The organism is Pseudomonas sp. GW823-FHT03E05 (assembly GCF_058796855.1).
The window spans coordinates 190043-214857 of record NZ_JBXAJB010000009.1; the positions used below are offsets into that span (position 1 = coordinate 190043).

Here is a 24815-nt window from a genome sequence, read left to right on the forward strand (position 1 = left end):
CTATGACATGACCTCCCCCTGGGGCAGCGCCAGGCCGTCATGCCACCAGGCCGCCAGGTGGTAGACGTTGGGCGCCTTGAGCAGGCTGAAGTGGTTGCCCGGGCCGTACCACACCTGCAGGTGCGCAGCCTGCCGGCGCCAGCCCTGGACCATCCCCTGCTGCTCCCGGCGGTTGCCGGCGGCGTCCAGGCTCGGGTCATCCGCCAGCACCAGGCGCACCTTGCCCTGGTACGGGCGCAGAGGCTGGTAGCGGGTGCGCAGGGCGCTGGCGAAGGTTCGCGCCGGGCCGTGCATGGCCCGCGGGTCGGCGCGCGGGGACAACAGCCCGACCCGTACCATGCCGGCATGCAGCAGGTGCATCTGCATGCCGTCGTCCTCGGCGGCGAAGCGCTCGGGGTCGATGCCCATGTCCTGGCCTGCAGCCAGTTGCATGGATTCGATCAAGCGCCACAGCGCCGCGGTGGTGGTATAGGGCCGCCCTAGCGCGCCATTGCCTCCGGGAGCCTCACTGTCGATCAGGGTCAGCGACACCACTTCGCGACCGGCGGCCTGCAGGGCCCCGGCCATCTCGAATGCCACCCAGCCGCCGAAGGAATGGCCGATCAGGTGCAGCGGCCCGTCGGGGTACTCGGCGGTGATGGCCTCCAGGTAATGCCGGGCCGCCACTTCGACCTGGCCATGGGGCACCCCGCAGCCGTCCAGGCCCCGGGCCTGCAGGCCGAGGATCGGCCATTCGGCCCCCAGGGCCTCGCTCAGGCCGATAAAGCCGGTGATGCTGTCACCGGCCCCGGGCACGCAGAAGATCGGCGTGTGCCCGGGGCGCCCGCTCTGGATCCGCAGCAAGGGCTGGTGCGGCACAGCGCTCACCGCGCCCTTGGCCCTGGCCGCCGCCAGGGCCTGGCCCAGGGCGTGCCCCAGGGCCTGGATATGCGGCGCCTTCATCATGCTCAGGTGGTCCCCGGGTACGCTGGTGCAGTGCAGTTCGCCCGCCGGCAGGATCTCGCCCCAGCCCAGGGTCGGGCTGCGCCGGGACAGCTCGGTGGGCCGTTCGGCGGCGCAGAACAGATGCACCGGCATGCCCAGGGGATGGACCCGGTAATGGGCCAGGGCATGGCCGTGGGCGACCTCGCGGTCCAGGTAATGGCCGAGCGCTTGCGGCGCCGCCGTGGCCAGTTGCTCGAACAGCAGCCCCTGGTCGCGGCAGCGTTGCAGCAGGTCGGCAAAGTCCAGTGGCTCCAGCAGCGCCTCCAGTTGTTCCAGGTGCGCCAGGGGCTGCACCCCGGCCGCGCCCTGGGCGCTCCAGTAGGCGCGGCACTGCAACAGCAGGTGGCGCTTGTGCGCGTGCTCGCCAGACCAGCGAGCCTTGCCCTGGTCGGTCAGGCGCGGCACGTAGCTGTCGATCAGGCCGAGGAACTCCACCTCCTGGTCCAGGCCCAGCAACTGCTGGGCGATCTCATAGGCCAGGACCCCACCGAAGGACCAGCCGGCCAGGCGATATGGCCCCTGCGGCTGGGCCTTGCGCATCACGTCAAGCAAGCGTGTGGCCAGGCATTCCAGGGTGCGCAACTGCGGCTCGCCGACCGCCACGCCGGGCAGGCCGTAGATCGGGAAATCACCGTCCAGGTGCTGGCCCAGGGCCGGGAAATACACGTCCAGCCCGGTGAACTCATGGACCAGGAACAGCGCCGGGCCACTGCCGCCGGTGCGCACCGGGATCAGCTCGGTGGAGCGCGGCGCGGCCGTGCGCTCGCTCAACAGGCGGGCCATGGCCGCCACCGTGGCGTGCTGGAACAGCTCCGCCAGGGTCACGTCGAACGCCGCCTGTTGCAGGCGGTTGAGCAACTGGATGGCCGAGAGCGAATGCCCGCCCTGTTCGAAGAAGTGGTCGTGGCGCCCTACTTGCTCGAGCTTCAGCACCGCCGCCCAATGCCCGGCCAGGGCCTGCTCCAGCGCGCCCTGGGGCGCGGCATAGGCCTGGGCGAGCTGGGCCGCGCTGCCGGGCGCCGGCAGCGCACGGCGGTCCAGCTTACCGTTGCGGGTCAGGGGCAAGGCCTGCAAGTGCACATAGGCCAGGGGCACCATGTAGTCCGGCAACTGCTGTTGCAGGTGGCTGCGCAGTTGCTCGGCATCCGGCGCCGGGGTGTGCTCGTGCAGGGTGTAGTAGGCCACCAGGCGCTTGTCCCCGGGGCTGTCTTCACGCACCACGACCACGCCGTCCCGCAGGCCGGGGAAGCGGGCCAACTGCGCCTGGATTTCCCCGGGTTCGATGCGCAGGCCGCGGATCTTCACCTGCTCGTCATTGCGCCCGATGCATTCCAGGAGACCATTTTCCAGCCAGCGGCCCAGGTCGCCGGTGCGGTACATCAGGGCCGGCGCAGCGGTGCCGTGGGTCTGCTGGTGAAACGGGTCGATGAGGAACTTCTGCGCCGACAGGTCCGGACGGTTGAGGTAGCCCAGGGCCACGCCATCACCCCCGATGTACAGCTCCCCCACCACCCCCACCGGCAGCGGCTGGCCCAGGGCATCGAGCACGTACACCCGGGTGTTGGACAGCGGCCGGCCAATGGGCACGCTGTCGGCATCCGCCGCCAGCTCACCGGGCTCATGGGTCACGGCAAAGGTGGTGGTCTCGGTGGGCCCGTAGCCGTTGACCAGGCGCAAGTGCGGCAGCTCGGCCTGGATCCGCCGGAAGGCCGTGGCATCCGCCCGTTCGCCGCCACAGAGCAGCATGCGCAGCCCCTTGAAGGCCTGGGGAACCAGTTGCACGTACTGGTTGAACAGGCTGGTGGTGAGGAACAGCAGGCTGACCCCGGTGCGTTCCAGCAGCGAGCCGAAGGCGTGCGGGTCCAGCAATGTCGCGTGGTCCACCACCACGACCCGGCCACCGTTGAGCAGCGGCCCCCAGACCTCCAGGGTGCTGGCGTCGAAGGCCGGGTTGGAGGCGAAGGCCACCCGGTCCTCGGGGTTGAAATCGGCATAGCCGTTGTTGATCACCAGCCGGGTGATGGCCCGGTGCGGCACCCGCACGCCCTTGGGCGCTCCAGTGGAACCGGAGGTGTACATGACGTAGGCCACCGCCTCGGACGACAACGCCAGGTTCGGGTTGTGCCCGGCCAGCCGGTCGAAGCGCAGACGGTCCAGGTCGACCCGTTGCACCGCAGCTTCCAGCACCCGCTCGCTGTGGCTGAGCAGCACCGGCGCCCCGCTGTCGGCCAGCATGAACCCCAGGCGCTCGGCCGGGGCATTGACGTCCAGCGGTACATAGGCGGCGCCGCACTTGCTCACCGCCAGTTGGCTCACCAGCAGGTCCAGGGAGCGCGGCAGCAGCAGCGCCACATGATCCCCGGGCTGCACCCCCAGTTGCAGCAGATGCTGGGCCAGTTGGTTGGCCCGGGTGTTGAGCTGGATATAGCTGAGCTGTTCGGCGCCCTGCACCGCTGCCACCTGCTGCGGCCGGGCCAGCACCTGCTCCTCGAAACACTGGTGCAGGACCTGCTCGCGCGGGTAGTCGCGCACCGTGTCGTTGAAGCCCTCCAGTACCTGCCGGCGCTCGGCCTGCGGCAGCACCGGCACCTGGCCGATGGCCTGTTCCGGTTGCTGCTCCAGGGCCAGCAGCAGCTGTTCCAGGGTGCCGTGCAGGTAGTCGCAAATGCGCCGGGCATCGATCCCGGCGGCCACGGCGGTGAGCATGAAGCCGTCCCCCAGGTCGTCGATGCTCAGGGTCAGCGGGTAGTTGCTGCGCTCCTGGGCATTGAGCAACTGCATGCCCTCCCAGGCACTGTCGGCCTGCCCCGCCTGGTTTGCCGCCGGGGCACTGTGGCGGTAGTTGAGCAGGCTGCTGAACAACGGTGTACCCGGCTCCACCCCACTGCAACGCTGGACCAGGGCCAGCGGCGCCTGTTCGTGGCCAAGCAGCTGCGCCAGCCGCTCATGGGTGGCCAGCAGGGCCTCGCGCACCGGCAACTCGCCCAGATCGACCCGCAGCGGCAAGGTGTTGATGAACACTCCCAGGGCCCGTTCGGCGCCCTCGCCGCCCTGCATCCGCCCCAGCAGCACGGTGCCGAACACCACCTGCTGCTGCCCCGCCAGGCTGCCCAGCACCCGGCCCCAGGCCAGGTGCATCAGGCTTGCGGCACTGACCCCCAGTTGCCGCGCCTGCAAGCGCAGGCGCCGGCTCAGCAGGCGGTCCAGGGGCTGGCGCGCTTCGCTGAGTTCGGCGCTGCCTCCCGGTACTTCCTGCAGGCCCAGCGGCAGGGTCGGCTGGTCGATATCGCCGAGCATCTGGCGGAAGAACGCCTCATGCTCGGCCTCGCCGATGCCCAGGCGCGCCTGGGCCACGTAGTTGCGGTACGGCACCGCTTCCCCCAGGCGCTGCTGCTGGCCCAGGAGGAAGGCTTGCAGTTCGTGCTGCAGCACCTCCAGGGCCACGTGGTCCATCACCAGGTGATGGAACAGCAGCAGGGCCACCACTCGCTGGTTCACCGGGTCGGCGGCATGCACCAGGCGCAGCAGCGGCGCCTGGGCGATGTCCAGGCGGTAGCGACGGCTGTCGAAGCGCGCCTGCAACTGGCCCAGCACCTCGCCGTCGCCAGGCTCCAGGGCGATCTCTTCGCAGCACAGCGGCGCCTGGCGCCAGACCACTTGCAGCGGCTGCTCCAGGCCTTCCCAGAGCACCGCGCTGCGCAGGATGTCATTGCGTTCGATCACCCCCTGCAAGGCCTGGGCGAAGGCCTGCAGGCGCTCGGTGCTGGCAAAGGCGAACTGCGCCTGCAACACGTAGGGGTCACCCGCTCCAGCCGCCAGATGGTGGAACAGGATGCCGGCCTGCAACGGCGCCAGCGGGTAGATGTCCTGCACATTGGCGGTACCGCCCGGCACCGTGGCCACCACCCGGTCGATGGCGGCCTGATCCAGTGCCAGCAGCGGCAGCAGGTCCGGGGTGATGCGCGGGCAGTCGCGGTAGATCAGGTTGGCCGGTACCTGCACCTCGCGACCGCGGCCCACGGCAGCGGCCAGGGCCGCCAGGGTCGGCTGGCCGAACAGCACCCGCACATCCGCCGAGAGCCCGGCCCGGCGCATGCGGCCGATCAGGCTCACCGCCAGCAGCGAATGGCCGCCCAGTTCGAAGAAGTGGTCGTGGCGCCCCACCCGCTCGACCTTGAGCAGTTCGGCCCAGAGTTGCGCCAGGAGGATCTCGGTGTCGCCCACCGGGGCCTCGTACTCGCGCACCTGGGCCGCCTCCAGCCCCGGGGCCGGCAGGGCCTTGCGTTCCAGCTTGCCATTGGGGCTCAGGGGCAGCGCCGCCAGGTGCACGAACAGCGCCGGCACCATGAACTCCGGCAGGTGTTCCAGCAGCGCCCGGCGCAGTTGTTCCACCGCCAAGGCCGGCTGCCCGGCAACGGTGGTGTAGTAGGCCACCAGGCGCTGGTCGCCCGGCACATCTTCCCGGGCCAGCACCACCGCTTCCTTGACCCCTTCGAGCTGGGTCAGGCGCGCCTGGATTTCCCCCAGCTCGATGCGCAGGCCGCGGATCTTCACCTGGTCGTCGTTGCGCCCCAGGTACTCGATAGTGCCGTCGGCCAGGTAGCGGGCCAGGTCGCCGGTGCGGTACAGGCGCGCGCCCGGTTCCTGGCTGAACGGGTCCTTGAGGAAGCGTTCGGCGCTCAGTTGTTCGCGGTTCAGGTAACCCCGGGCCACCTGCACCCCGCCGATGTACAGCTCGCCCACCACCCCCAGGGGCACCGGTTGCATCTGCCCGTCCAGCAGGTAGATGCGGGTATTGGCGATGGGCTTGCCGATGGGGGTGTTGTCCGGGGTCTGTGCCAGCGGGCCGGCGCAATCCCAGGCGGTGACGTCCACCGCCGCTTCCGTGGGGCCGTAGAGGTTGTGCAGCGCCACCTGCGGCAACTGCTGCTTGAAGCGCCGCACCAGGCTGCCCGGCAGCGCCTCGCCGCTGCACATCACCTGGCGCAGGCCGGCGCATTCGCGGGTGTCGCCATAGGCCAGGAATACATCGAGCATCGAGGGCACGAAGTGCAAGGTGCTGATGCGTTCATCACGGATCACCTGGCGCAGGTAGGCCGGGTCCTTGTGCCCATCGGGGCGCGCCATCACCAGCCGTGCGCCGGTGAACAACGGCCAGAAGAACTCCCAGACCGAGACGTCGAAACTGAACGGGGTCTTCTGCAATACCGCGTCCTCGGCAGTGAGACGGTACTGCTCCTGCATCCACAGCAGGCGGTTGACCACGGCCCGGTGCTCGTTCATCGCGCCCTTGGGCCGGCCGGTGGAACCGGAGGTGTAGATCACATAGGCCAGGTGGCTCGGGGTCAGGCCGTTGAGCCGCGGGTTGACCCGGGGCTGGCGGTGCCATTGCGGCTGGTCGAGATCCACCAGGGGCAGCGCCAGGTTGCCCAGCAGCGGCCGGGTCGCGCTATCGGCCAGCAGCGCCTGGGGCGCGCTGTCGTCGAGCATGTAGGCAATGCGTTCGGCGGGGTAGCCCGGGTCGATGGGCACGTAGGCGCCGCCGGCCTTGAGGATGCCCAGCAGGCCCACCACCATGGGCAGCCCGCGCTCGACGCAGATCGCCACCCGGCTGTCGGGGCCGACGCCCAGGTGCAGCAGGTGCCCGGCCAGCTGGTTGGCCTGCTGGTTGAGCTCGCGGTAGCTCAACTGCTGCTCGCCGGCCTGCACGGCGATGGCCTCGGGGCTGCGCAGCACCTGGGTCTCGAACAGCCCGTGCAGGGTCTGTTCCAGGGGGTAGTCGCGGGCGGTGGCATTGAAGCCGTGCAGCAGCTGTTCGCGCTCGGCGGCATCCAGCAGCGGCACCTGTGCCAGCAGCATCTGTTCATCGGCCACCATGGCCTGCAGCACCCGCTGCAGGTAGCCGGCATACCGCAGCATGGTGGTTTCATCGAACAGCGCCGTGGCGTATTCCAGGCTGCCTTCGATGCGGTCCTGCACCTCCCCCAGGCTCAGGGACAGGTCGAACTTGGCGAAGTGGCTGGCCTCGTGAATGCCCTCCAGTTGCAGGTCCCCCAGCTCCAGCTGCGGGCCGTCGCCGTTCTGCCAGGTGAACAGGGTCTGGAACAGCGGGCTGTGGGACAGGCTGCGCAACGGCCGCAGGATCTCCACCACCTGCTCGAACGGCAGGTGCTGGTGAGCCTGGGCCTCCAGGGTGCGGGCGCGGACCTGGGCCAGCAGCGCCTGGACCCGGGGCGCCGCCTCCAGGTCCAGGCGCAGGGCCAGGGTGTTGACGAACAACCCGATCAACCCTTCCACCTCGGCGCGCATGCGGTTGGCCACCGGGGTGCCGATCACCACCTCGGACTGCCCCGAGAGCCGCCCCAGCAGCAGCGCCCAGGCGCCCATCAGGGTCATGTACAAGGTGGTGCCATGGCGCTGGCTCAGGGCGCGCAGGCCGGCGGTCAATTGCGCATCCAGACGCACCTCGACGCTGCTGCCGGCGTAGTCCTGCTGGGCCGGCCGTGGCCGGTCGGTGGGCAGCATGAGCAACGGCGGCGCCCCCTCCAGGGCCTGGCGCCAGTACTGCGCCTGCTGCTCCAGCACCGCGCCACTGAGCCAGTGCCGCTGCCAGTGGGCAAAGTCGCTGTACTGCACCGCCAGCGGCGCCAGGGGGTCGGGCAGGCCACGACTGAAGGCCTGGTACAGCGCCACCAGTTCCCGGGTCAGCACGCCCATGGACCAGCCGTCGCTGACGATATGGTGCAGGGTCAGCAACAGCACATGGTGGTCGTCCGCCAGGCTGACCAGGCGCCCGCGGATCAGCGGCCCGCGTTGCAGGTCGAACGGCGCCGAGGCCTCGCCCTGCACCAGGGCCTGCAAGGCGTCGCTGGCCTGGGGGTGGCCCCGCAGGTTTTCCAGCAGCAGCTCCAGCCCGGATTCGGCCGGGGCGATCAGCACCTGGGCTTCGTCACCGTACTGGGCAAAGCGGCTGCGCAGGGTTTCATGGCGCGCGACGATGCGCTCCAGGGCCTGCTGCAGGGCCGCGCCGTCCAGTGGCCCGCGCAGGCGCAGGCCGATGGGAATGTTGTAGGCGGTGTTGGCCCCTTCCATCTGTGCCAGGAACCACAGGCGCTGCTGGGCGAAGGACAGCGCCAGCGGCTGGTTGCGCGGCGCCGGCAGCAGGTCCGGCAGGCTGCTGCGCTCGGCCCGGGCCAGGGCCGCGGCCACGGCGCACAGTTCGGCATTGGCGAACAGCTCGCCCAGGGCCAGCTCCACCCCCAGGCGCTGCCGCACCTGGGACAGCATGCGCATGGCCAGCAGCGAATGGCCGCCCAGTTCGAAGAAGTGATCGTGGCGCCCTACCCGCTCGACCTGCAGCAGCTCGCTCCAGATCTGCGCCAGGGCGATCTCGCTGTCGCCCTCGGGGGCCACATAGTCCCGGCTTAGCAGCGCCTCCAGCGGCGGTTGCGGCAACGCCCGGCGGTCGAGCTTGCCGTTGGCGGTCAGGGGCAAGGCAGCGAGGTGCACATAGGCCGCCGGCACCATGTACTCCGGCAGTTGCTCCAGCAGGCGCCTGCGCAGCTCGGCCGGGCTCGGCTCGGCGCCGGGGGTTGCACTGAAATAGGCCACCAGCCGGGTCTGCCCCGGCTGGTCTTCCCGGGCCAGCAGCACCGCCTCGCGGATGCCCGGAAGGCGGTTGAGGCAGGTCTCGATCTCCCCCAGCTCGATGCGCACGCCACGCACCTTCACCTGGTCGTCGTTGCGCCCCAGGTAGTCGATGCGCCCGTCCGCCCGCCAGCGCGCCAGGTCGCCGCTGCGGTACATGCGTGCGCCCGGCACGGTGCTGAAGGGGTCTTCAAGAAAGCGTTCGGCCGTCAGCTCCGGGCGGTTGAGGTAACCCCGGGCCACCCCGGCGCCGCCCACATACAGCTCACCGGCGACGCCGATGGGCACCGGCCGCTGCTGCGGGTCCAGCAGGTAGATCCGTGCATTGGCGATGGGCCGGCCGATGTCCAGGGGCCCGCCGGCCAGCAGCCGCCCGGAGCTGGCCACCACCGTGGTTTCGGTGGGGCCGTAGTTGTTGACCACGGCAAAGCTCGGCTCCTGGCTGAACTGGCGCAGGCGGTCGCCGCCGATCAGCAGGGTGCGCAAGGTCGGGTGGCCCAGGCCCTGGTTGAAGGCGTATTCGGCCACCGGGGTCGGCAAAAAGCTCAGGTCCAGGGGCTGGGCCTGCCACCAGTGCAGCAGTTGGTCGAGGTCCTGGTGGCCGATACCGGCCGGCGGCAGGTGCAGGGTGGCGCCGCCGCACAGCGTCGGCCAGAGCTCCCAGGCCATGGCGTCGAAGCCGAAACCGGCGACGCTGGAGGCATGTCGCCCCGGCCCCAGGTCGAAGGCCTGGCAATGCCAGTCCAGCAGGTTTTCCAGGCTGGCATGCTCCACCATCACGCCCTTGGGCAGGCCGGTGGAACCGGAGGTGTAGATCACATAGGCCAGGTGCGCGCAGCTCATGCCCGGCACCTGCAGGTTGCCCTCGGGGCGGGCCTGCCACTCGGGCTGGTCGAGGTCCACCCGGGCCATGGCCGGTTGGCCCACCAGGGCCCGGGTGCTGCCCTGCACCAGCAGCGCCAGCGGCGCGCTGTCCTGCAGCAGGTAGGCGATGCGTTCCGCGGGGTGACCCGGGTCGATGGGCACATAGGCGCCACCGGCCTTGAGAATCCCCAGCAGGCCGATCACCATCCCCGGCCCGCGCTCGACACAGATCGCCACCCGCTGATCCGGGCCCACCCCCAGCTCCCGCAAGTGCCAGGCCAGTTGGTTGGCCCGGGCATTCAACTGGCCATAGCTCAGGCGCTGCGCGCCCACCTGCAGGGCCGTGGCCTCGGGCTGCCGAGCGGCAAAGGCCTCGAAGCGCTGGGCCAGGGTCCGGCCCCGTGGGTAGTCCACGGCGCTGGCGTTGAAATCCTCCAGCAGTTGCCGGCGCTCGGTCTCATCCAGCCACTGCACCTGGGCCAGGCATTGCTGATCGTCGGCCACCATGGCCCGCAGCACCTGCACCAGGTAGGCGGCATAGCGCTGCACCGTGGCCTCATCGAACAGCGCGGTGGCGTAGTCCAGGGTTCCGCGGATCTGCCCCTGGCTTTCTCCCAGGCTCAGGGTCAGGTCGAACTTGGCCACCGCGCTGGCCCCGGCCACACCTTCGAGTTTCAGGTCCCCCAGTTGCAGGTCCTGGGCGAAGTTGTCGACCCAGGTCAGCACCACCTGGAACAGCGGGCTGTGGGACAGGCTGCGCTGGGGCCGGACGATTTCCACCACCTGCTCGAACGGCAGGTCCTGGTGCCCCTGGGCCTCCAGGCTGCGGGCGCGGACCTGGGCCAGCAGCTCGCTCACGCTCTGCCCCGGGTCCAGGTCCAGGCGCAGGGCCAGGGTGTTGACGAAGAGCCCGATCAGCCCTTCCACCTCGGCGCGCATGCGGTTGGCCACCGGGCTGCCGATCAGCAGATCGTCCTGCCCCGAAAGGCGGCTCAGCAGCAGCCCCCAGCCGGCCAGCAGGGTCATGTAGAGGGTGCAGCCATGGCGCTGGCTCAGGGCCTTGAGCTGGTCGCTCAGGGCCCGGTCCAGCAGCAGCTCGATGCTGCCACCGCTGAAATCCTGCTGCTGCGGCCGCGGCCGGTCGGTGGGCAGCATCAGCAGGCTGGGCGCGCCGGCCAGGGCCTGGCGCCAGTAGTCGCTCTGCTGCTGCAGCACCTCACCGCTGAGCCAGCGCCGTTGCCACAGGGCAAAGTCGCTGTACTGCACCGCCAGCGGCGCCAAGGGATCGGGCCGGCCCTGGCTGAAGGCCTGGTACAGGGCCACCAGCTCCCGGGTCAGCACGCCCATGGACCAACCATCGGCAACGATGTGGTGCAGGGTCAGGAGCAGCACATGGTGATCGTCCGCCAGGGCCAGCAGGCGCGCGCGGATCACCGGCCCCTGCTCCAGGTCGAAGGCCTGGGCGGCTTCGGCACGCACCCGCCCGGCCAGGGTCAGCGGCGCCTGGCGCAGGTCTTCCTCGTGCAGTTCCAGAGCGCTGTCCAGGGGCCCGATCAGCACCTGGGGCTGATCCTCGACGCGCACGAAACGGCTGCGCAAGGTGGCGTGGCGGTTGACGATGGCCTGCAGCGCCTGGCGCAGCGCCGAGCGATCGAGCTGCCCGCGCAGGCCCAGGCCGATGGGAATGTTGTAGGCGCTGGCGGCACCGTCCATCTGCGCCAGGAACCACAGGCGCTGCTGGGCGAAGGACAGCGGCAGGTCGTGATCCTGCACCGCCGGGAAGATCTCCGGCAGATGGCTGCGCCCGGCACGCTCCAGCACCGCGGCCACCGCGCTCAGCTCGGCATTGGCGAACAGCTCGCCCAGGGCCAGTTCCACCCCCAGGCGCTGGCGTACCTGGGACACCATGCGCATGGCCAGCAGCGAATGGCCGCCCAGCTCGAAAAAGTGATCCTGGCGCCCGACCCGCGGCAGGTGCAGCACCTCCTGCCAGATCGCGGCCAGGGTGGTTTCGGTGGCGCCTTGCGGGGCCTGGTATTCACGGCCAAACAGCGCCGCCTGATCCGGCGCCGGCAGGGCCTTGCGGTCGAGCTTGCCGTTGGCGGTCAGGGGCAAGGCGTCGAGCCGTACATAAGCCACCGGCACCATGTAGTCAGGCAACTGCGCCAGCAGGTGGGCGCGCAACTGCGCCACGTCCAGGGCGACGTCCTGCTGCTGGGTGAAATAGGCCACCAGCCGCGGGTTGCCCGGCTGATCCTCGCGGGCCAGCAGCACGGCTTCCTGGATACCGGGGAACTGGCAGAGGCGGGTCTCGATTTCCCCCAGCTCGATGCGCACGCCGCGGATCTTCACCTGATCGTCGTTGCGCCCCAGGTAGTCGATGCGCCCGTCCGCCATCCAGCGCGCCAGGTCGCCGCTGCGGTACATGCGCGCCCCAGGCTGGTCGCTGAAGGGATCGTCGAGAAAGCGTTCGGCGGTCAATTGCGGGCGGTTGAGGTACCCCCGGGCCACCCCGGCGCCGCCCACATACAGCTCACCGGCGACGCCGATGGGCACCGGACGCTGCTGGGAATCCAGCAGGTAAATGCGTGCGTTGGCCACCGGCCGGCCGATGTCCAGCTCGCCACCGGCGTGGATCGGCCCGGAACTGGCCACCACCGTGGCTTCGGTGGGGCCGTAGTTGTTGATCAGGGCAAAGCCCTGGTCGTGGCTGAACTGGCGCAGGCGGTCACCGCCGATCAGCAGGGTGCGCAGGCTCGGGTGGCCCTGCTCCTGGCTGAAGGCGTACTCGGCCACCGGGGTCGGCAGGAAGCTCACGTCCAGGGGCTGGGCACGCCACCAGGCGAGCAAGGCATCCAGGTCCTCGCTGCCGTCCTGGGCCGGTGCCAGGTGCAGGGTCGCGCCCACACACAGCGCCGGCCAGACCTCCCAGGCCATGGCATCGAAACCGAAGCCGGCCAGGCACGAGGCCTGGCTGCCGGGACGCAGGTCGAAGGCCTGGCAGTGCCAGTCCACCAGGTTGCCCAGGGTCCGGTGCTCCACCATCACCCCCTTGGGCAGGCCGGTGGAGCCGGAGGTGTAGATCACATAGGCCAGGTTGGCCGCGCTCAGCCCCGGTACCTGGGCATTGTCCGCCGTCTGATCGAACCACAACCGCTGGTTGAGTTCGATCACCGGCACCGCCAGGGCCGGCAGGCGCCCCAGCAGCTCGGCCTGGGTCAGCACCGCCCGCGGGCCGCAGTCCTGGAGCAGGTAGTTCAGACGCTCGGCCGGGTGGGCCGGGTCGATGGGCACATAGCAGGCCCCGGCCTTGAGAATCGCCAATAGGCCCACCACCGTTTCCAGGCTGCGCCGGGCAACGATGGCCACCCGGTCATCGGGCTGCACCCCCAGCCCGCGCAGTTGCCGGGCCAGGACATTGGCCTGTCGGTTGAGCTCGGCATAGCTCAGCGAGCGGCCCTGGTAGCAGGCCGCCAGGGCGTCTGGGGTGCGCTGCGCCTGGGCCTCGATGCGGCCATGGATAGCCTGCCCCGGGGGGTAGTCCACCGCGCTGCGGTTGAAGCCTTCCAGCACCTGCTCGCGCTCCGCCACCGGCAGGATCGGCAACTGCTCCAGGGCCAGTTGCGGCGTCTGCTCCAGGGCCTGGGCCAGGTTCTCCAGGGTGCACAGCAGGTAGCCGAGGATGCGCCGCGGGTCGACCTGGGTGCTGGCCAGCAGAGTCAGGCTGAAATCCTGCCCGAGGTCGTCGACGCTCAGGGTCAGGGGGTAGTTGGTGCGCTCCTCGGAGCTCAGGGTGCTGATCCCGGCCCAGGCGGCCTGGGCCGCGGCACTGGCCCCGGCAGCACTGTGCCGGTAGTTGAGCAAGGCGCTGAACAGCGGGGTCGGTGCGCTCACGCCGCTGCAACGCTGGGCCAGGGCCAGGGCCGCGTGTTCGTGGCGCAGCAAGGTGGTGAGCCGGGCATGGGTGGCCTTGAGGGCCTCACCCAGGCCCTGGCTGTCCACATCCAGGCGAAACGGCAAGGTGTTGATGAAGATCCCCAGGGCCCGCTCGGTGGCTTCGGCGCCTTGCAGGCGGCCCATCAGCACAGTGCCGAACACCACCTTGTGCTTGCCCGCCAGGGTGCCCAGCACCCGGCCCCAGGCCAGGTGGAACAGGCTGGCCGCGCTGACCCCGGCCAGCCGGGCCCGGGTCCGCAGGCGCTGGCTCAACTCGGTTGCCAGGGCCTGGGTGCATTCCTCGATGGCCCGGCCATCGCCCTGCACATCCTGCAGGCCGTAAGGCAGGGTCGGCTCGTCGATATCGCCGAGCATCTGGCGGAAGAACGCTTCGTGCTCCTGCTCGCTGATGCCCAGCCGCGCCTGGGCCACGTAGTTGCGAAACGGCATGGCCGGCCCCAGGAGCTCGGCCTGCCCGGTGAGGAAGGCCTGCATCTCGTGGCGCACCACATCCAGGGCGCTGTGGTCCAGGGCCATGTGGTGGAACAGCAGCATGGCGACGATGCGCTGCCCGGCTTCATCCCGGGCATGCACCAGGCGCAGCAGCGGCGCCTGGCTGACGTCCAGGCGATAGTGGCGGGCGTCGAAACGCGCATGCAACTGGGCCAGAACCTCACCGGCCGCAGGGTCGGTCTCGACCTCTTGCAGCTCCAGCCCGGCCTCGCGCCAGACCACCTGCATCGGCTGCTCCAGACCATCCCAGAGCACCGCGGTGCGCAGGATGTCGTGCCGCGCAATGACCCCGCGCAGGGCCTCGGCAAAGGCTTCCAGGCGTTCCTCGCTGGCGAAGGCGAACTGCGCCTGCATCACATAGGGGTCGCCCTGCTGCGCACTGACGTGGTGGTAGAGAATGCCCTCCTGCAGGGGCGCCAGGGGGTAGATGTCCTGCACGTTGGCGACCCCGCCCGGGACGCTGGCGACAATGCGCTCGATGGCCTCCTGGTCGAGGTTGGCCAGGGGCAGCATCGCCGGGGTGATGCGGCTGATGCCCGGGGTGATGCCATTGGCCGGCACCTGCACCTGCCCGGCCTTGCTCGGCGAATACTGGCCGGCGCGGATCAGCTCGATCAGCTCCGGCTTGTGCTCGCGCAAGCGGGCCAGCAGCTGCGGTTCGCTCAGGGCCTGCTTGTTGCCCTGGACCACCAACTGGTCGTCCTTGAGCACCAGTTGCACATCCTTTTCCTTCAGTGTCGCCAACAGTTCGATCACGCTCACAGGACGATCTCCATTCGTTCGGTCATGGCCGCGTAGGCCGCCAGGGTCGGCTGTTCGAACAACGCCCGGACATCGGCTTCCATGCCTAGCTCACGCATGCGGCTGATCAGGCTGACCGCCAGCAGTGAGTGCCCACCCAGTTCAAAGAAATGATCGTGACGCCCCACCCGCTCGACATTGAGCAGTTCGGCCCACAGCCGCGCCAGGGCGATTTCGGTTTCGCCCACCGGGGCCTCATACTCGCGCACCTGGACCGCCTCCAGCCCCGGGGCAGGCAGTTCCTTGCGCGCCAGCTTGCCGTTGGCGCTCAGGGGCAGCGCCGCCAGGTGCACGAACAGCGCCGGCACCATGAACTCCGGCAGGTGCTGCAGCAGTTGCGTGCGCAGGTGCTCGACGGGCAGGCGCCGGGCGCTGTCGTGGGTGGTGTAGTAGGCCACCAGGCGCTGGTCGCCGGGCACATCCTCGCGGGCCAGTACCACCGCCTCCTTGACCTCCTCCAGCTGGGTCAGGCGCGCCTGGATCTCCCCCAGTTCGATGCGCAGTCCGCGGATCTTCACCTGGTCGTCGTTGCGCCCCAGGTACTCGATAGTGCCGTCGGCCTGATAGCGCCCGAGGTCGCCGGTGCGGTACAGGCGCGCCCCCGGTTCCTGGCTGAACGGGTCCTTGAGGAAACGTTCGGCGCTCAACTGCTCGCGGTTCAGGTAACCCCGGGCCACCTGCACCCCGCCGATGTACAGCTCGCCCACCACCCCCAGGGGCACCGGCTGCATCTGCGCGTCCAGCAGGTAGATGCGGGTATTGGCGATGGGCTTGCCGATGGGGGTGTTGTCCGGGGTCTGTGCCAGCGGGCCGGCGCAATCCCAGGCGGTGACGTCCACCGCCGCTTCCGTGGGGCCGTAGAGGTTGTGCAGCGCCACCTGCGGCAACTGCTGCTTGAAGCGCCGCACCAGGCTGCCCGGCAGCGCCTCGCCGCTGCACATCACCTGGCGCAGGCCGGCGCATTCGTGGGTGTCGCCATAGGCCAGGAATACATCGAGCATCGAGGGCACGAAGTGCAAGGTGCTGATGCGTTCATCACGGACCACCTGGCGCAGGTAGGCCGGGTCCTTGTGCCCATCGGGGCGCGCCATCACCAGCCGTGCGCCGGTGAACAACGGCCAGAAGAACTCCCAGACCGAGACGTCGAAACTGAACGGGGTCTTCTGCAACACCGCGTCCTCGGTGCCAAGGCGGTACTGCGCCTGCATCCACAACAGGCGGTTGACCACGGCCCGGTGCTCGTTCATCGCGCCCTTGGGCTGGCCGGTGGAACCGGAGGTGTAGATCACATAGGCCAGGTGCCCCGGGGTCAGCCCCTCTACTTGCGGGTTGCCCGGCGCCGGCCCGCTCCAGGCCAGCTGGTCGAGGTCCACCAGGGGCCGCGCCAGTTCGCCGAGCAATGCCCGGGTCGCGCCCTGGGCCAGCACCGCCAGGGGCGCGCTGTCGTCGAGCATGTAGGCGATGCGTTCGGCGGGGTAGCCCGGGTCGATGGGCACATAGGCGCCGCCGGCCTTGAGGATCGCCAGCAGGCCGACCACCATTTCCAGCCCGCGCTCGACACAGATCGCCACCCGGCTGTCGGGGCCGACGCCCAGGTGCAGCAGGTGCCCGGCCAGCTGGTTGGCGCGCCGGTTGAGTTCGCCGTAGCTCAGCTGCTGCTCGCCGGCCTGTACCGCAGTGGCCTCGGGGCTGCGCCGTACCTGGGCCTCGAACAGCCCGTGCAGGGTCTGCTCCAGGGGGTAATCCACGGCCGTGGCGTTGAACCCTTGCAGCAGGTGCTGACGCTCCTGCGGCGGCAGGATCGGCACCTCGCGCAGGGGCCGCTGCGGCGCCGTCTCCAGGTTCTCCACCAGGGCCAGCAGGGCCTGCTGCATGTAGCCGCAGATCCGCTCGGCACCGATCCGCGCCAGGGTCATGGCGGTGAGACGGAACCCCTGGCCCAGGTCGTCGACGTTGAGGCTCAGGGGGTAGTTGGTGCGCTCCTCGCTATGCAGGGTCTCGATGCCCTGCCAGGCCTGTTGCACGGCCTGGCTCGGCACCCCGTCGCTGCCGTGGCGGTAGTTGAGCATGGCACTGAACAGCGGCAGCGGCGCGGCCACCCCGCTGCAACGCTGGGCCAGGGCCAGGGAGGCGTGTTCATGACCCAGCAAGGCACTGAGCCGGGCGTGGGTGTCCTTGACCGCGGCACGGCTGCCACGCGCATCCAGGTCGACCCGCAGCGGCAAGGTGTTGATGAACATGCCCAGGGCCCGGTCGGCGCCCTGCCCGGCGCTCAGGCGCCCCAGCAGCACGGTGCCGAACACCACCCGGTCCTGGCCCGAGGTGACGCTCAGGACCCGGGCCCAGGCCAGGTGGAACAGGCTCGCCGCACTCACCCCCAGCAACCGGGCCTGGGTTCGCAGGCGCGCACTCAGTGACGGCTCCAGGGCCTGCTGGCGCTCTTCGATGGCATCGCCATCGCCCTGCACGTCCTGCAGGCCGAACGGAAGGGTCGGCTCATCGATATCGCCGAGCATCTCGCGAAAGAATGCCTCGTGCTCTTCACGGCTCACACCCAGGCGCGCCTGGGCCACGTAGTTGCGATAGGGAATCGCCGTGCCCGCGGGCGACTGCCCCAGCAGGCAGGCCTGGATTTCCTCGCGCACCACCTCCAGGGCGGTGTGGTCCAGGGCCATGTGATGGAACAGCAGGATGGCGACGATGCGCTGGCGGGCCGGGTCCTGGGCATACACCAGGCGCATCAGCGGCGCCCGGGTCAGGTCCAGGCGCAGGTGCCGGGCATCGAAGCGCGCCTGCAGTTGCTCCAGGACCTCGCCCTGGGCGGGGTTCGCTTGCACCTCTTGCACCTGCACCCCTGCCTGGCGCCAGACCACTTGCAGCGGCTGCTTCAGGCCTTCCCAGAGCACCGCGGTGCGCAGGATGTCGTGGCGCTCGACCACCCGCTGCAGGGCTGCGGCGAAATCATCCAGGCGCTGCCGGCTGGCGAAGGCCAGCTGCGATTGCAGCAGGTAGGGGTCGCCCTGCCGGGCACTCAGGTGGTGATAGAGGATGCCCTCCTGCAACGGCGCCAGGGGGTAGATGTCCTGCACGTTGGCCACGCCGCCGGGCACGCTGGCCACCACTCGGTCGATGGCTTCCTGCTCCAGTTCCACCAGCGGCAGCAGATCCGGGGTGATGCGCGGGCAATCCGCGGTGATCCGGTTGGCCGGGACCGCGACCTCGCGGCCACTGCCCACCGCAGCCGCCAGCGCAGCCAGGGTCGGCTGGCCGAACAGCACCCGCACGTCGGCGTCCAGGCCGATCTGGCGCATGCGTTCGATCAGGCTCACCGCCAGCAGCGAATGCCCGCCCAGTTCGAAGAAGTGATCATGGCGCCCCACCGCCTCCACCTGCAGCACCTCGCTCCAGATCCGCGCCAGGGCCTGTTCCACCTCGCCTTCGGGGGCCACGAATTCCCGGTTCAGCCAGGCCTCTTCCCCCGGCGGTGGCAGGGCCTTGCGGTCGAGCTTGCCGTTGGCGGTCAGGGGCATGGCCGGCAGGCGCACATAGGCCACCGGCAGCATGTAGTCCGGCAGCCGGCCTTGCAGGTGGTCGCGCAGGTCTTCGGCGGCGGCTTGCACGCCCTCGGTACGGGAAGTGAAATAGGCCAGCAGGCGCCCCTCGCGGACCAGCACCAGGGCTTCCTTGAGGGCCGGATGGGTGAGCAGCGCCGCCTCGATTTCCCCAGGTTCGATGCGCATGCCGCGCACCTTCACCTGGTCGTCGTTGCGCCCCAGGTAGTCGAGGTTGCCGTCGGCGCGCCAGCGGGCCAGGTCACCGGTGCGGTACATGCGTGCCTCGGGCTCGGCGCTGAAGGGGTCGTTGAGAAAGCGTTCAGCGGTCATTTGCGGGCGGTTGAGGTAACCCCGGGCCACCCCGGCCCCCGCCACATACAGCTCGCCACTGACCCCCTGGGGCACCGGGCGCTGCAGTTCGTCCAGCAGGTAGAGCCGCGCATTGGCCACGGGCCGGCCGATATGCAGGGCGCTACCGGCCTCGATCCGCCCGGAGCTGGCCACCACCGTGGCTTCGGTGGGGCCGTAGTTGTTGATCACTGCAAAACCCGGGTCGGCGGCGAACTGGCGCAGGCGGTCGCCACCGATCAGCAAGGTGTCCAGTGTGGGGTGGCCGAGCCCCTGGCTGAAGGCGTATTCGGCCACCGGGGTCGGCAGGAAGCTGACATCCAGGGGCTGGGCGCGCCACCAGTGCAGCAGCGCTTCGATATCCTGGCTGCCCACATCGGCGGGCGGCAGGTGCAGGGTCGCGCCGCTGCACAGGGTCGGCCAGACCTCCCAGGCCATGGCGTCGAAGCCCAGGCCGGCGACGCTGGAGCTGTGCCGCCCCGGGCCCAGGTCGAAACTCGCGCAGTGCCAGTGCACCAGGTTTTCCAGGCTCTGGTGTTCCACCATCACGCCCTTGGGCAGGCCAGTGGAACCGGAGGTGTAGATCACATAGGCCAGGTGCGCCGGGGTCAGGTGCGGCAGCAGCGGGTTGCCCAGCTCGGCCTCCTGCCAGGCAACCCCATCGAGATCGATCGACACCACCGCAAGGCTGCCCGGCAGCTCGCGGGTGGCGCTTTGCACCAGCACCGCCAGCGGCGCGCTGTCCTGCAGCAGGTAGGTGATGCGTTCGGCCGGCAGGCTCGGGTCGATGGGCACATAGGCCGCCCCGGCCTTGAGGACCGCCAGCATGCCCCGCAACAAGTGCGGCCCGCGTTGCAGGCACAGGGCCACGCGATCGTCTGGGTGCACGCCCAACTCCAGCAGTTGCCGGGCCAGCTGATTGGCCTGCTGGTTGAGCTGGCGGTAGCTCAGGCGCAACGGCCCCTGCACCAGCGCCACAGCGTCGGGAGCCTGTGCCGCTCGCGCCTCGAACAACCCGTGCAGGGTCTGCCCGCGGGGGTAGTCGGCGGTGCTGGCATTGCAGCCCTCCAGCAGTTGCTCGCGCTCTTGTGGCGGCAGCACCGAGCACTGTTCGAGGGCCGCCTGCGGGTTGTGTTCCAGGGCCTGGGCCAGTTGCTCCAGGGCACTTTGCATATAAGCGCCGACACGCTGCGCACCGATTCCGGCCTGGGCCAGCAGCGCCAGGCTGAAGCCTTCGCCCAGGTCATCGACGCTGAGGCTCAGCGGGTAGTTGCTGCGCTCCTCGCCCCCCAGCAGTTCGACGCCCTGCCAGATATCCAGGCCGTCCGGCGCCGCCGTGTTCGGCACGCTGTGGCGGTAGTTGAGCAAGGTGTTGAACAGCGGCGCGCCGGCCGCCACCGCGCTGCAGCGCTGGGCCAGGGCCAGGGAGGCGTGCTCATGGCCGAGCAAGGCGCTGAGCCGGGCGTGGGTGGCCTTGACCGCGGCACGCACGCTGCCCTGCACATCGACCCGCAGCGGCAGGGTATTGATGAACACCCCCAGGGCGCGGTCGGCGCCCGCGCCGCCCTGCATGCGGCCCATCAGCACGGTGCCGAACACCACCTGGCGACGGTTGGCCAACTGCCCCAGCACCAGGCCCCAGGCCAGGTGCATCAGGGCCGCGGCGCTCACCCCCAGGTGCCGCGCCTGTTGCCGCAGGCGCTGGCTCAGGGCCTCGGGCAGCACCAGCTCGGCCTCTTCGATACCCAGGCCGTCACCCTGTACATCCTCTACGCCGAAGGCCAGGGTCGGCTCGTCGATGTCCCCGAGCATGTCGCGAAAGAACGCCTCGTGTTCCGCCTGCCCGGCACCCAGGCGTGCCTGGGCCACATAGTTGCGGTACGGCACCGGTGTGCCCAGGTGCTGCGCGCGGTCGAACAGCAGGTCGCGCATTTCCTCGCCGATCACCTCCATGGCGGTGTGATCCAGGGCCAGGTGGTGGAACAGCAGGATCGCCGGCACCCGCTGCTGCCCGGGCTCTCGCGCATAGACCAGGCGGATCAGCGGCGCCTGGGCCAGGTCCAGGCGCCAGTGACGGGCGTCGAAGCGCTGCTGCAACTGCGCCAGCAGGTCACCCTCGGCCGGGTCCAGGTGCTGTTCCTCGACCCGGAGCTCGGCATGGCGCCAGACCACTTGCAGCGGTTGTGGCAGGCCTTCCCAGAGCACCGCGGTGCGCAGGATGTCATGGCGCGTGATGACCTGCTGCAGGGCCCCGGCGAAACGCTGCAGGCGCTCCAGGCTGTCGAAGGCCAGGCGCGATTGCAGCAGGTAGGGGTCGCCCTGCCCGGCGCTCAGGTGGTGATAGAGAATGCCCTCCTGCAACGGCGCCAGGGGGTAGATGTCCTGCACATTGGCCACACCGCCCGGCACGCTGGCCAGCACCCGGTCGATGGCCTCCTGGTCCAGTTCCACCAGGGGCAGCAGGTCCGGGGTGATGCGCGGGCAATCAGCGCTGATGAGGTTGGCCGGCACCTGCACTTCCCGACCGCTGCCCACGGCATCGGCCAGGGCGGCCAGGGTCGGCTGGCTGAACAGCACCCGCACATCGGCGCTCAGGCCGATCTGGCGCATGCGCTCGATCAGGCTCACCGCCAGCAGCGAGTGCCCGCCCAGTTCGAAGAAGTGGTCGTGGCGCCCCACCTGCTCCACCTTGAGCAGCTCGCTCCAGATCCGCGCCAGGGCGATTTCCACCTCGCCCCGGGGGGCGACGAATTCACGGCTGAGCAGGGCCGACGGGGCCGGCGCCGGCAGCGCCTTGCGGTCCAGCTTGCCGTTGTTGGTCAGGGGCAAGGCCTGCAACTGCACGTAGGCCAGGGGCACCATGTAGTCCGGCAGTTGCTGCTGCAGGGCCGCGCGCAGGGCTTCGGCCGGCAGCGGCGCGGCGTCCGCCTGCAGGGTGTAGTAGGCCACCAGGCGCTTGTCCCCGGGCTCGTCTTCCCGGGCCAGGACCACGGCCTCCTTGACCCCGGCGCAGGCAGTGAGGCGCGCCTCGATTTCCCCCAGTTCGATGCGTAGGCCACGGATCTTCACCTGATCGTCGTTGCGTCCCAGGCATTCGAGCAGGCCGTTGCCCAGCCAGCGGCCAATGTCCCCGGTGCGGTACAGCAAGGCCCCGGGCTGTTCGCTGAAAGGGTCGCGGATAAATTTCTCGGCGTTGAGTTCGGGGCGGTTGAGATAACCCAGGGCCACGCCGTCGCCGCCGATCACGATCTCCCCCGGGGCACCGATGGGCAGCGGCCGCTGCTGGGCGTCCAGGACATACACCCGGGTGTTGCCGATCGGCCGGCCGATGGGCACGTGCTCGGCGTCATCGGCCAGGGCGGTGACTTCATGGGTGGTGGCGTAGGTGGTGGTTTCGGTGGGGCCGTAGCAGTGCACCAGGCGCAGCCGCGGCGCCAGCGCCAGCAGGCGGCGAAAGGCCGCCGGGTCGGCACGCTCGCCGCCGCAGAGGAGAATCCGCAGGCCCTTGAGGGCCTCGGGAATCAGTTGCACGTACTGGTTGAACAGCGCCGTGGTGACAAACAGCACCGTGGCCCCGGCCGTGCTCAGGGCCCGGCCGAAACGCGCAGGTTCCAGCAGGGTGTAGTGATCGATCACCAGCACCCGGCCGCCATTGAGCAAGGCGCCCCAGACATCCATGGTGCTGGCGTCGAAGGCCGGGTTGGAGGCGAAGGCCACCCGGTCCTCGGGGTTGAAGTCGGCATAGCCGTTGTTGAGCACCAGGCGGCTGATGGCCCGGTGCGGCACCTGCACGCCCTTGGGCACGCCGGTGGAGCCGGAGGTGTACATGATGTAGGCCACGGTCTCGGACGACTGCGCCAGGTCCGGGTTGTGCCCGGGCAATGGCGCCAGTTGCAGGCGGTCCAGGTCGACCCTTCTGGCCGGGCACGCAAGCACCTGGTCGCTGCGGCTGAGCAGCAGCACGCTGGCGCTGTCTTCCACCATGAAGGCCTGGCGCTGGGCCGGGGCGTTGATATCCAGGGGCACATAGGCCGCGGCGCATTTGCAGACGGCCAGTTGGCTCACCAGCAGGTCCAGGGACCGGGGCAACAGGATCGCCACCCGGTCGCCGGGCTGCAGCCCGAGCTCCAGCAGGTGCCGGGCCAACTGGTTGGCCCGGGTATTGAGCTCGCCGTAGCTGAGCTGCGCCTGGCCTTCAACCGCCGCCACCCGCTGCGGGTGGGCCTGGGCCTGGGCCTCGAACAGCCGGTGCACGGTGTGCTGGCGCGGGTAGTCGCGGGTGCTGGCATTGAACTCCAGCAATACCTGGCGGCGCTCGGCCGCCGGCAGTACCGGGATGTTCTCCAGGGCCAGGGCCGGGGTCTGCTCCAAGGCCTGGGCGAGGTGTTCCAGCACGCACTGCAGGTAGCCACAGACCCGATCGCCGTCCACCTGCGCCACGGCCTGCACGGTCAGGCGCAGGCCGTGGGCGTCATCGTCGATATTCAGCGCCAGGGGGTAATTGCTGCGCTCCCGGGAGTCGAGCACGCGGATCCCCTCCCAGCTCGCCGGCCCCTGCTGCGCGGTGTCGGCAGCGCTGTGGCGGTAGTTGAGCAGGCTGTTGAACAGGGGCAGCGATGCCGGCACGCCGCTGCAGCGCTGGGCCAGGGCCAGGGAGGCGTGCTCGTGGCCCAGCAATCGGGCCAGCCGGGCATGGGTGGCGCGCAAGGCCTCGGCCACACCCTGCTCCCCGACACTGACCCGCAACGGCAAGGTGTTGATGAACATGCCTAGGGCCCGGTCGGCACCGGCGCCGCCCTGCATCCTTCCCAGCAGCACGGTGCCGAACACCACGTCATCGCGGCCCGCCAGTTGCCCCAGCACCCGGCCCCAGGCCAGGTGCAGCAGGCTGGCCAGGCTCACTCCCAGGTGCCGCGCCTGCTCCCGCAGGCGCCGGCACAGCGCCGGGTCGAGGCGCAGTTGACGCTCCCGGATGCCGCTGCCGTCGCGCTGCACGTCCTGCAGGCCGAAGGCCAGGGTCGGCTCGTCGATGTCCGCCAGCATCTCGCGGAAGAACGCCTGGTGCTGCTCCTCGCCATGGCCCAGGCGCGCCTGGGCCACATAGTTGCGGTACGGTGCCGGCGCCGGCAACTGCGCGGCGGCGCCCTGCAGCACCGCGCTGATCTCCTCCACCAACACCTCCAGGGAGCTGTGGTCCAGGGCCAGGTGGTGGAACAACAGCAGGCCCAGCCAGCGCTGCTGCCCCGGGTCCGCGGCGCAGGCCAGTTGCAGCAGCGGCGCCCGGCTCAGGTCCAGGCGGTAGCGACGGGGGTCGAAACGCGCCTGCAGCTGCTCCAGCACCGGGCCCTGGGCCGGGTCCGTCTCGACCACCTGAATGTCCAGGGGCGCCTGGCGCCAGACCACCTGCACCGGCTGTTCCAGGCCTTCCCAGGCCATGCTGCTGCGCAGGATGTCGTGGCGCGCGATGACCTGCTGCAAGGCCAGGGTGAAGGTTTGCAGGGCGTCTTCGCCGGCAAATTCGAACTGCACCTGGAGCACATAGGGATCGCCCTCGGCGCTGCTCAGGTGGTGATAGAGGATCCCCGCCTGCAAGGGCGCCAGGGCATAGATGTCCTGGACGTTGGCGGCGCCGCCGGGCACCCGCGCCAGCAGCCGGTCGATGGCGGCCTGATCGAGGTCCGCCAGGGGCAGCAGGTCCGGGGTGATGTGGCGGCAATCGGCGGCGATGCGGTTGGCTGGCACCTGCACCTCGCGCTGCCCGCCCACGGTCGCCGCCAGCGCGGCCAGGGTCGGCTGGCCGAACAGCACCCGCACATCGGCGCACAGGTCCACCTGGCGCATGCGCTCCATCAGCTTGACCGCCAGCAGCGAGTGCCCGCCCAGCTCGAAGAAGTTGTCCTGGCGCCCGACCTGCGGCAAGCCCAGCAGCTCTTGCCAGATCGTCGCGATGGCCTGTTCCACCTCGCCCTGGGGCGCTGCATATTCACGCCGCGCCAGGGCCTGGCTGTCCGGCGCCGGCAGGGCCTTGCGGTCGAGCTTGCCATTGGGGGTCAGGGGCCAGGCCTGCAACGTCACAAAGGCGCTGGGCAGCATGTGCTCGGCCAGGCTCTGTTGCAGTTGCTCGCGCAGTTGCGCAGCGCTGGCAGCGGCCCCCGGCCGGGGGATCAC

General features: G+C 70.1%; 2 protein-coding genes (1 of these 2 cut by a window edge). Both read right to left on the reverse strand.

Annotated features, from left to right (window positions below; all coding sequences use genetic code 11):
• The gene (gene ofaC / locus AC1RCO_RS29150) at positions 1–14706 is read right to left on the reverse strand and encodes an orfamide A non-ribosomal peptide synthetase OfaC (RefSeq protein ID WP_492618313.1); all 14706 of its coding nucleotides are present in this window, start codon (positions 14704–14706) and stop codon (positions 1–3) included.
• On the reverse strand, positions 14703–24815 hold the 3' portion of the coding sequence (ofaB, locus tag AC1RCO_RS29155) for an orfamide A non-ribosomal peptide synthetase OfaB (RefSeq protein ID WP_492618314.1). Its footprint extends 2991 nt past the window's final position; the window shows 10113 of its 13104 coding nt (coding positions 2992–13104); its start codon lies beyond the right edge, outside the window — the gene reads right to left on this strand; the stop codon is at positions 14703–14705. Before ofaB ends, ofaC begins: the two co-directional genes overlap by 4 nt.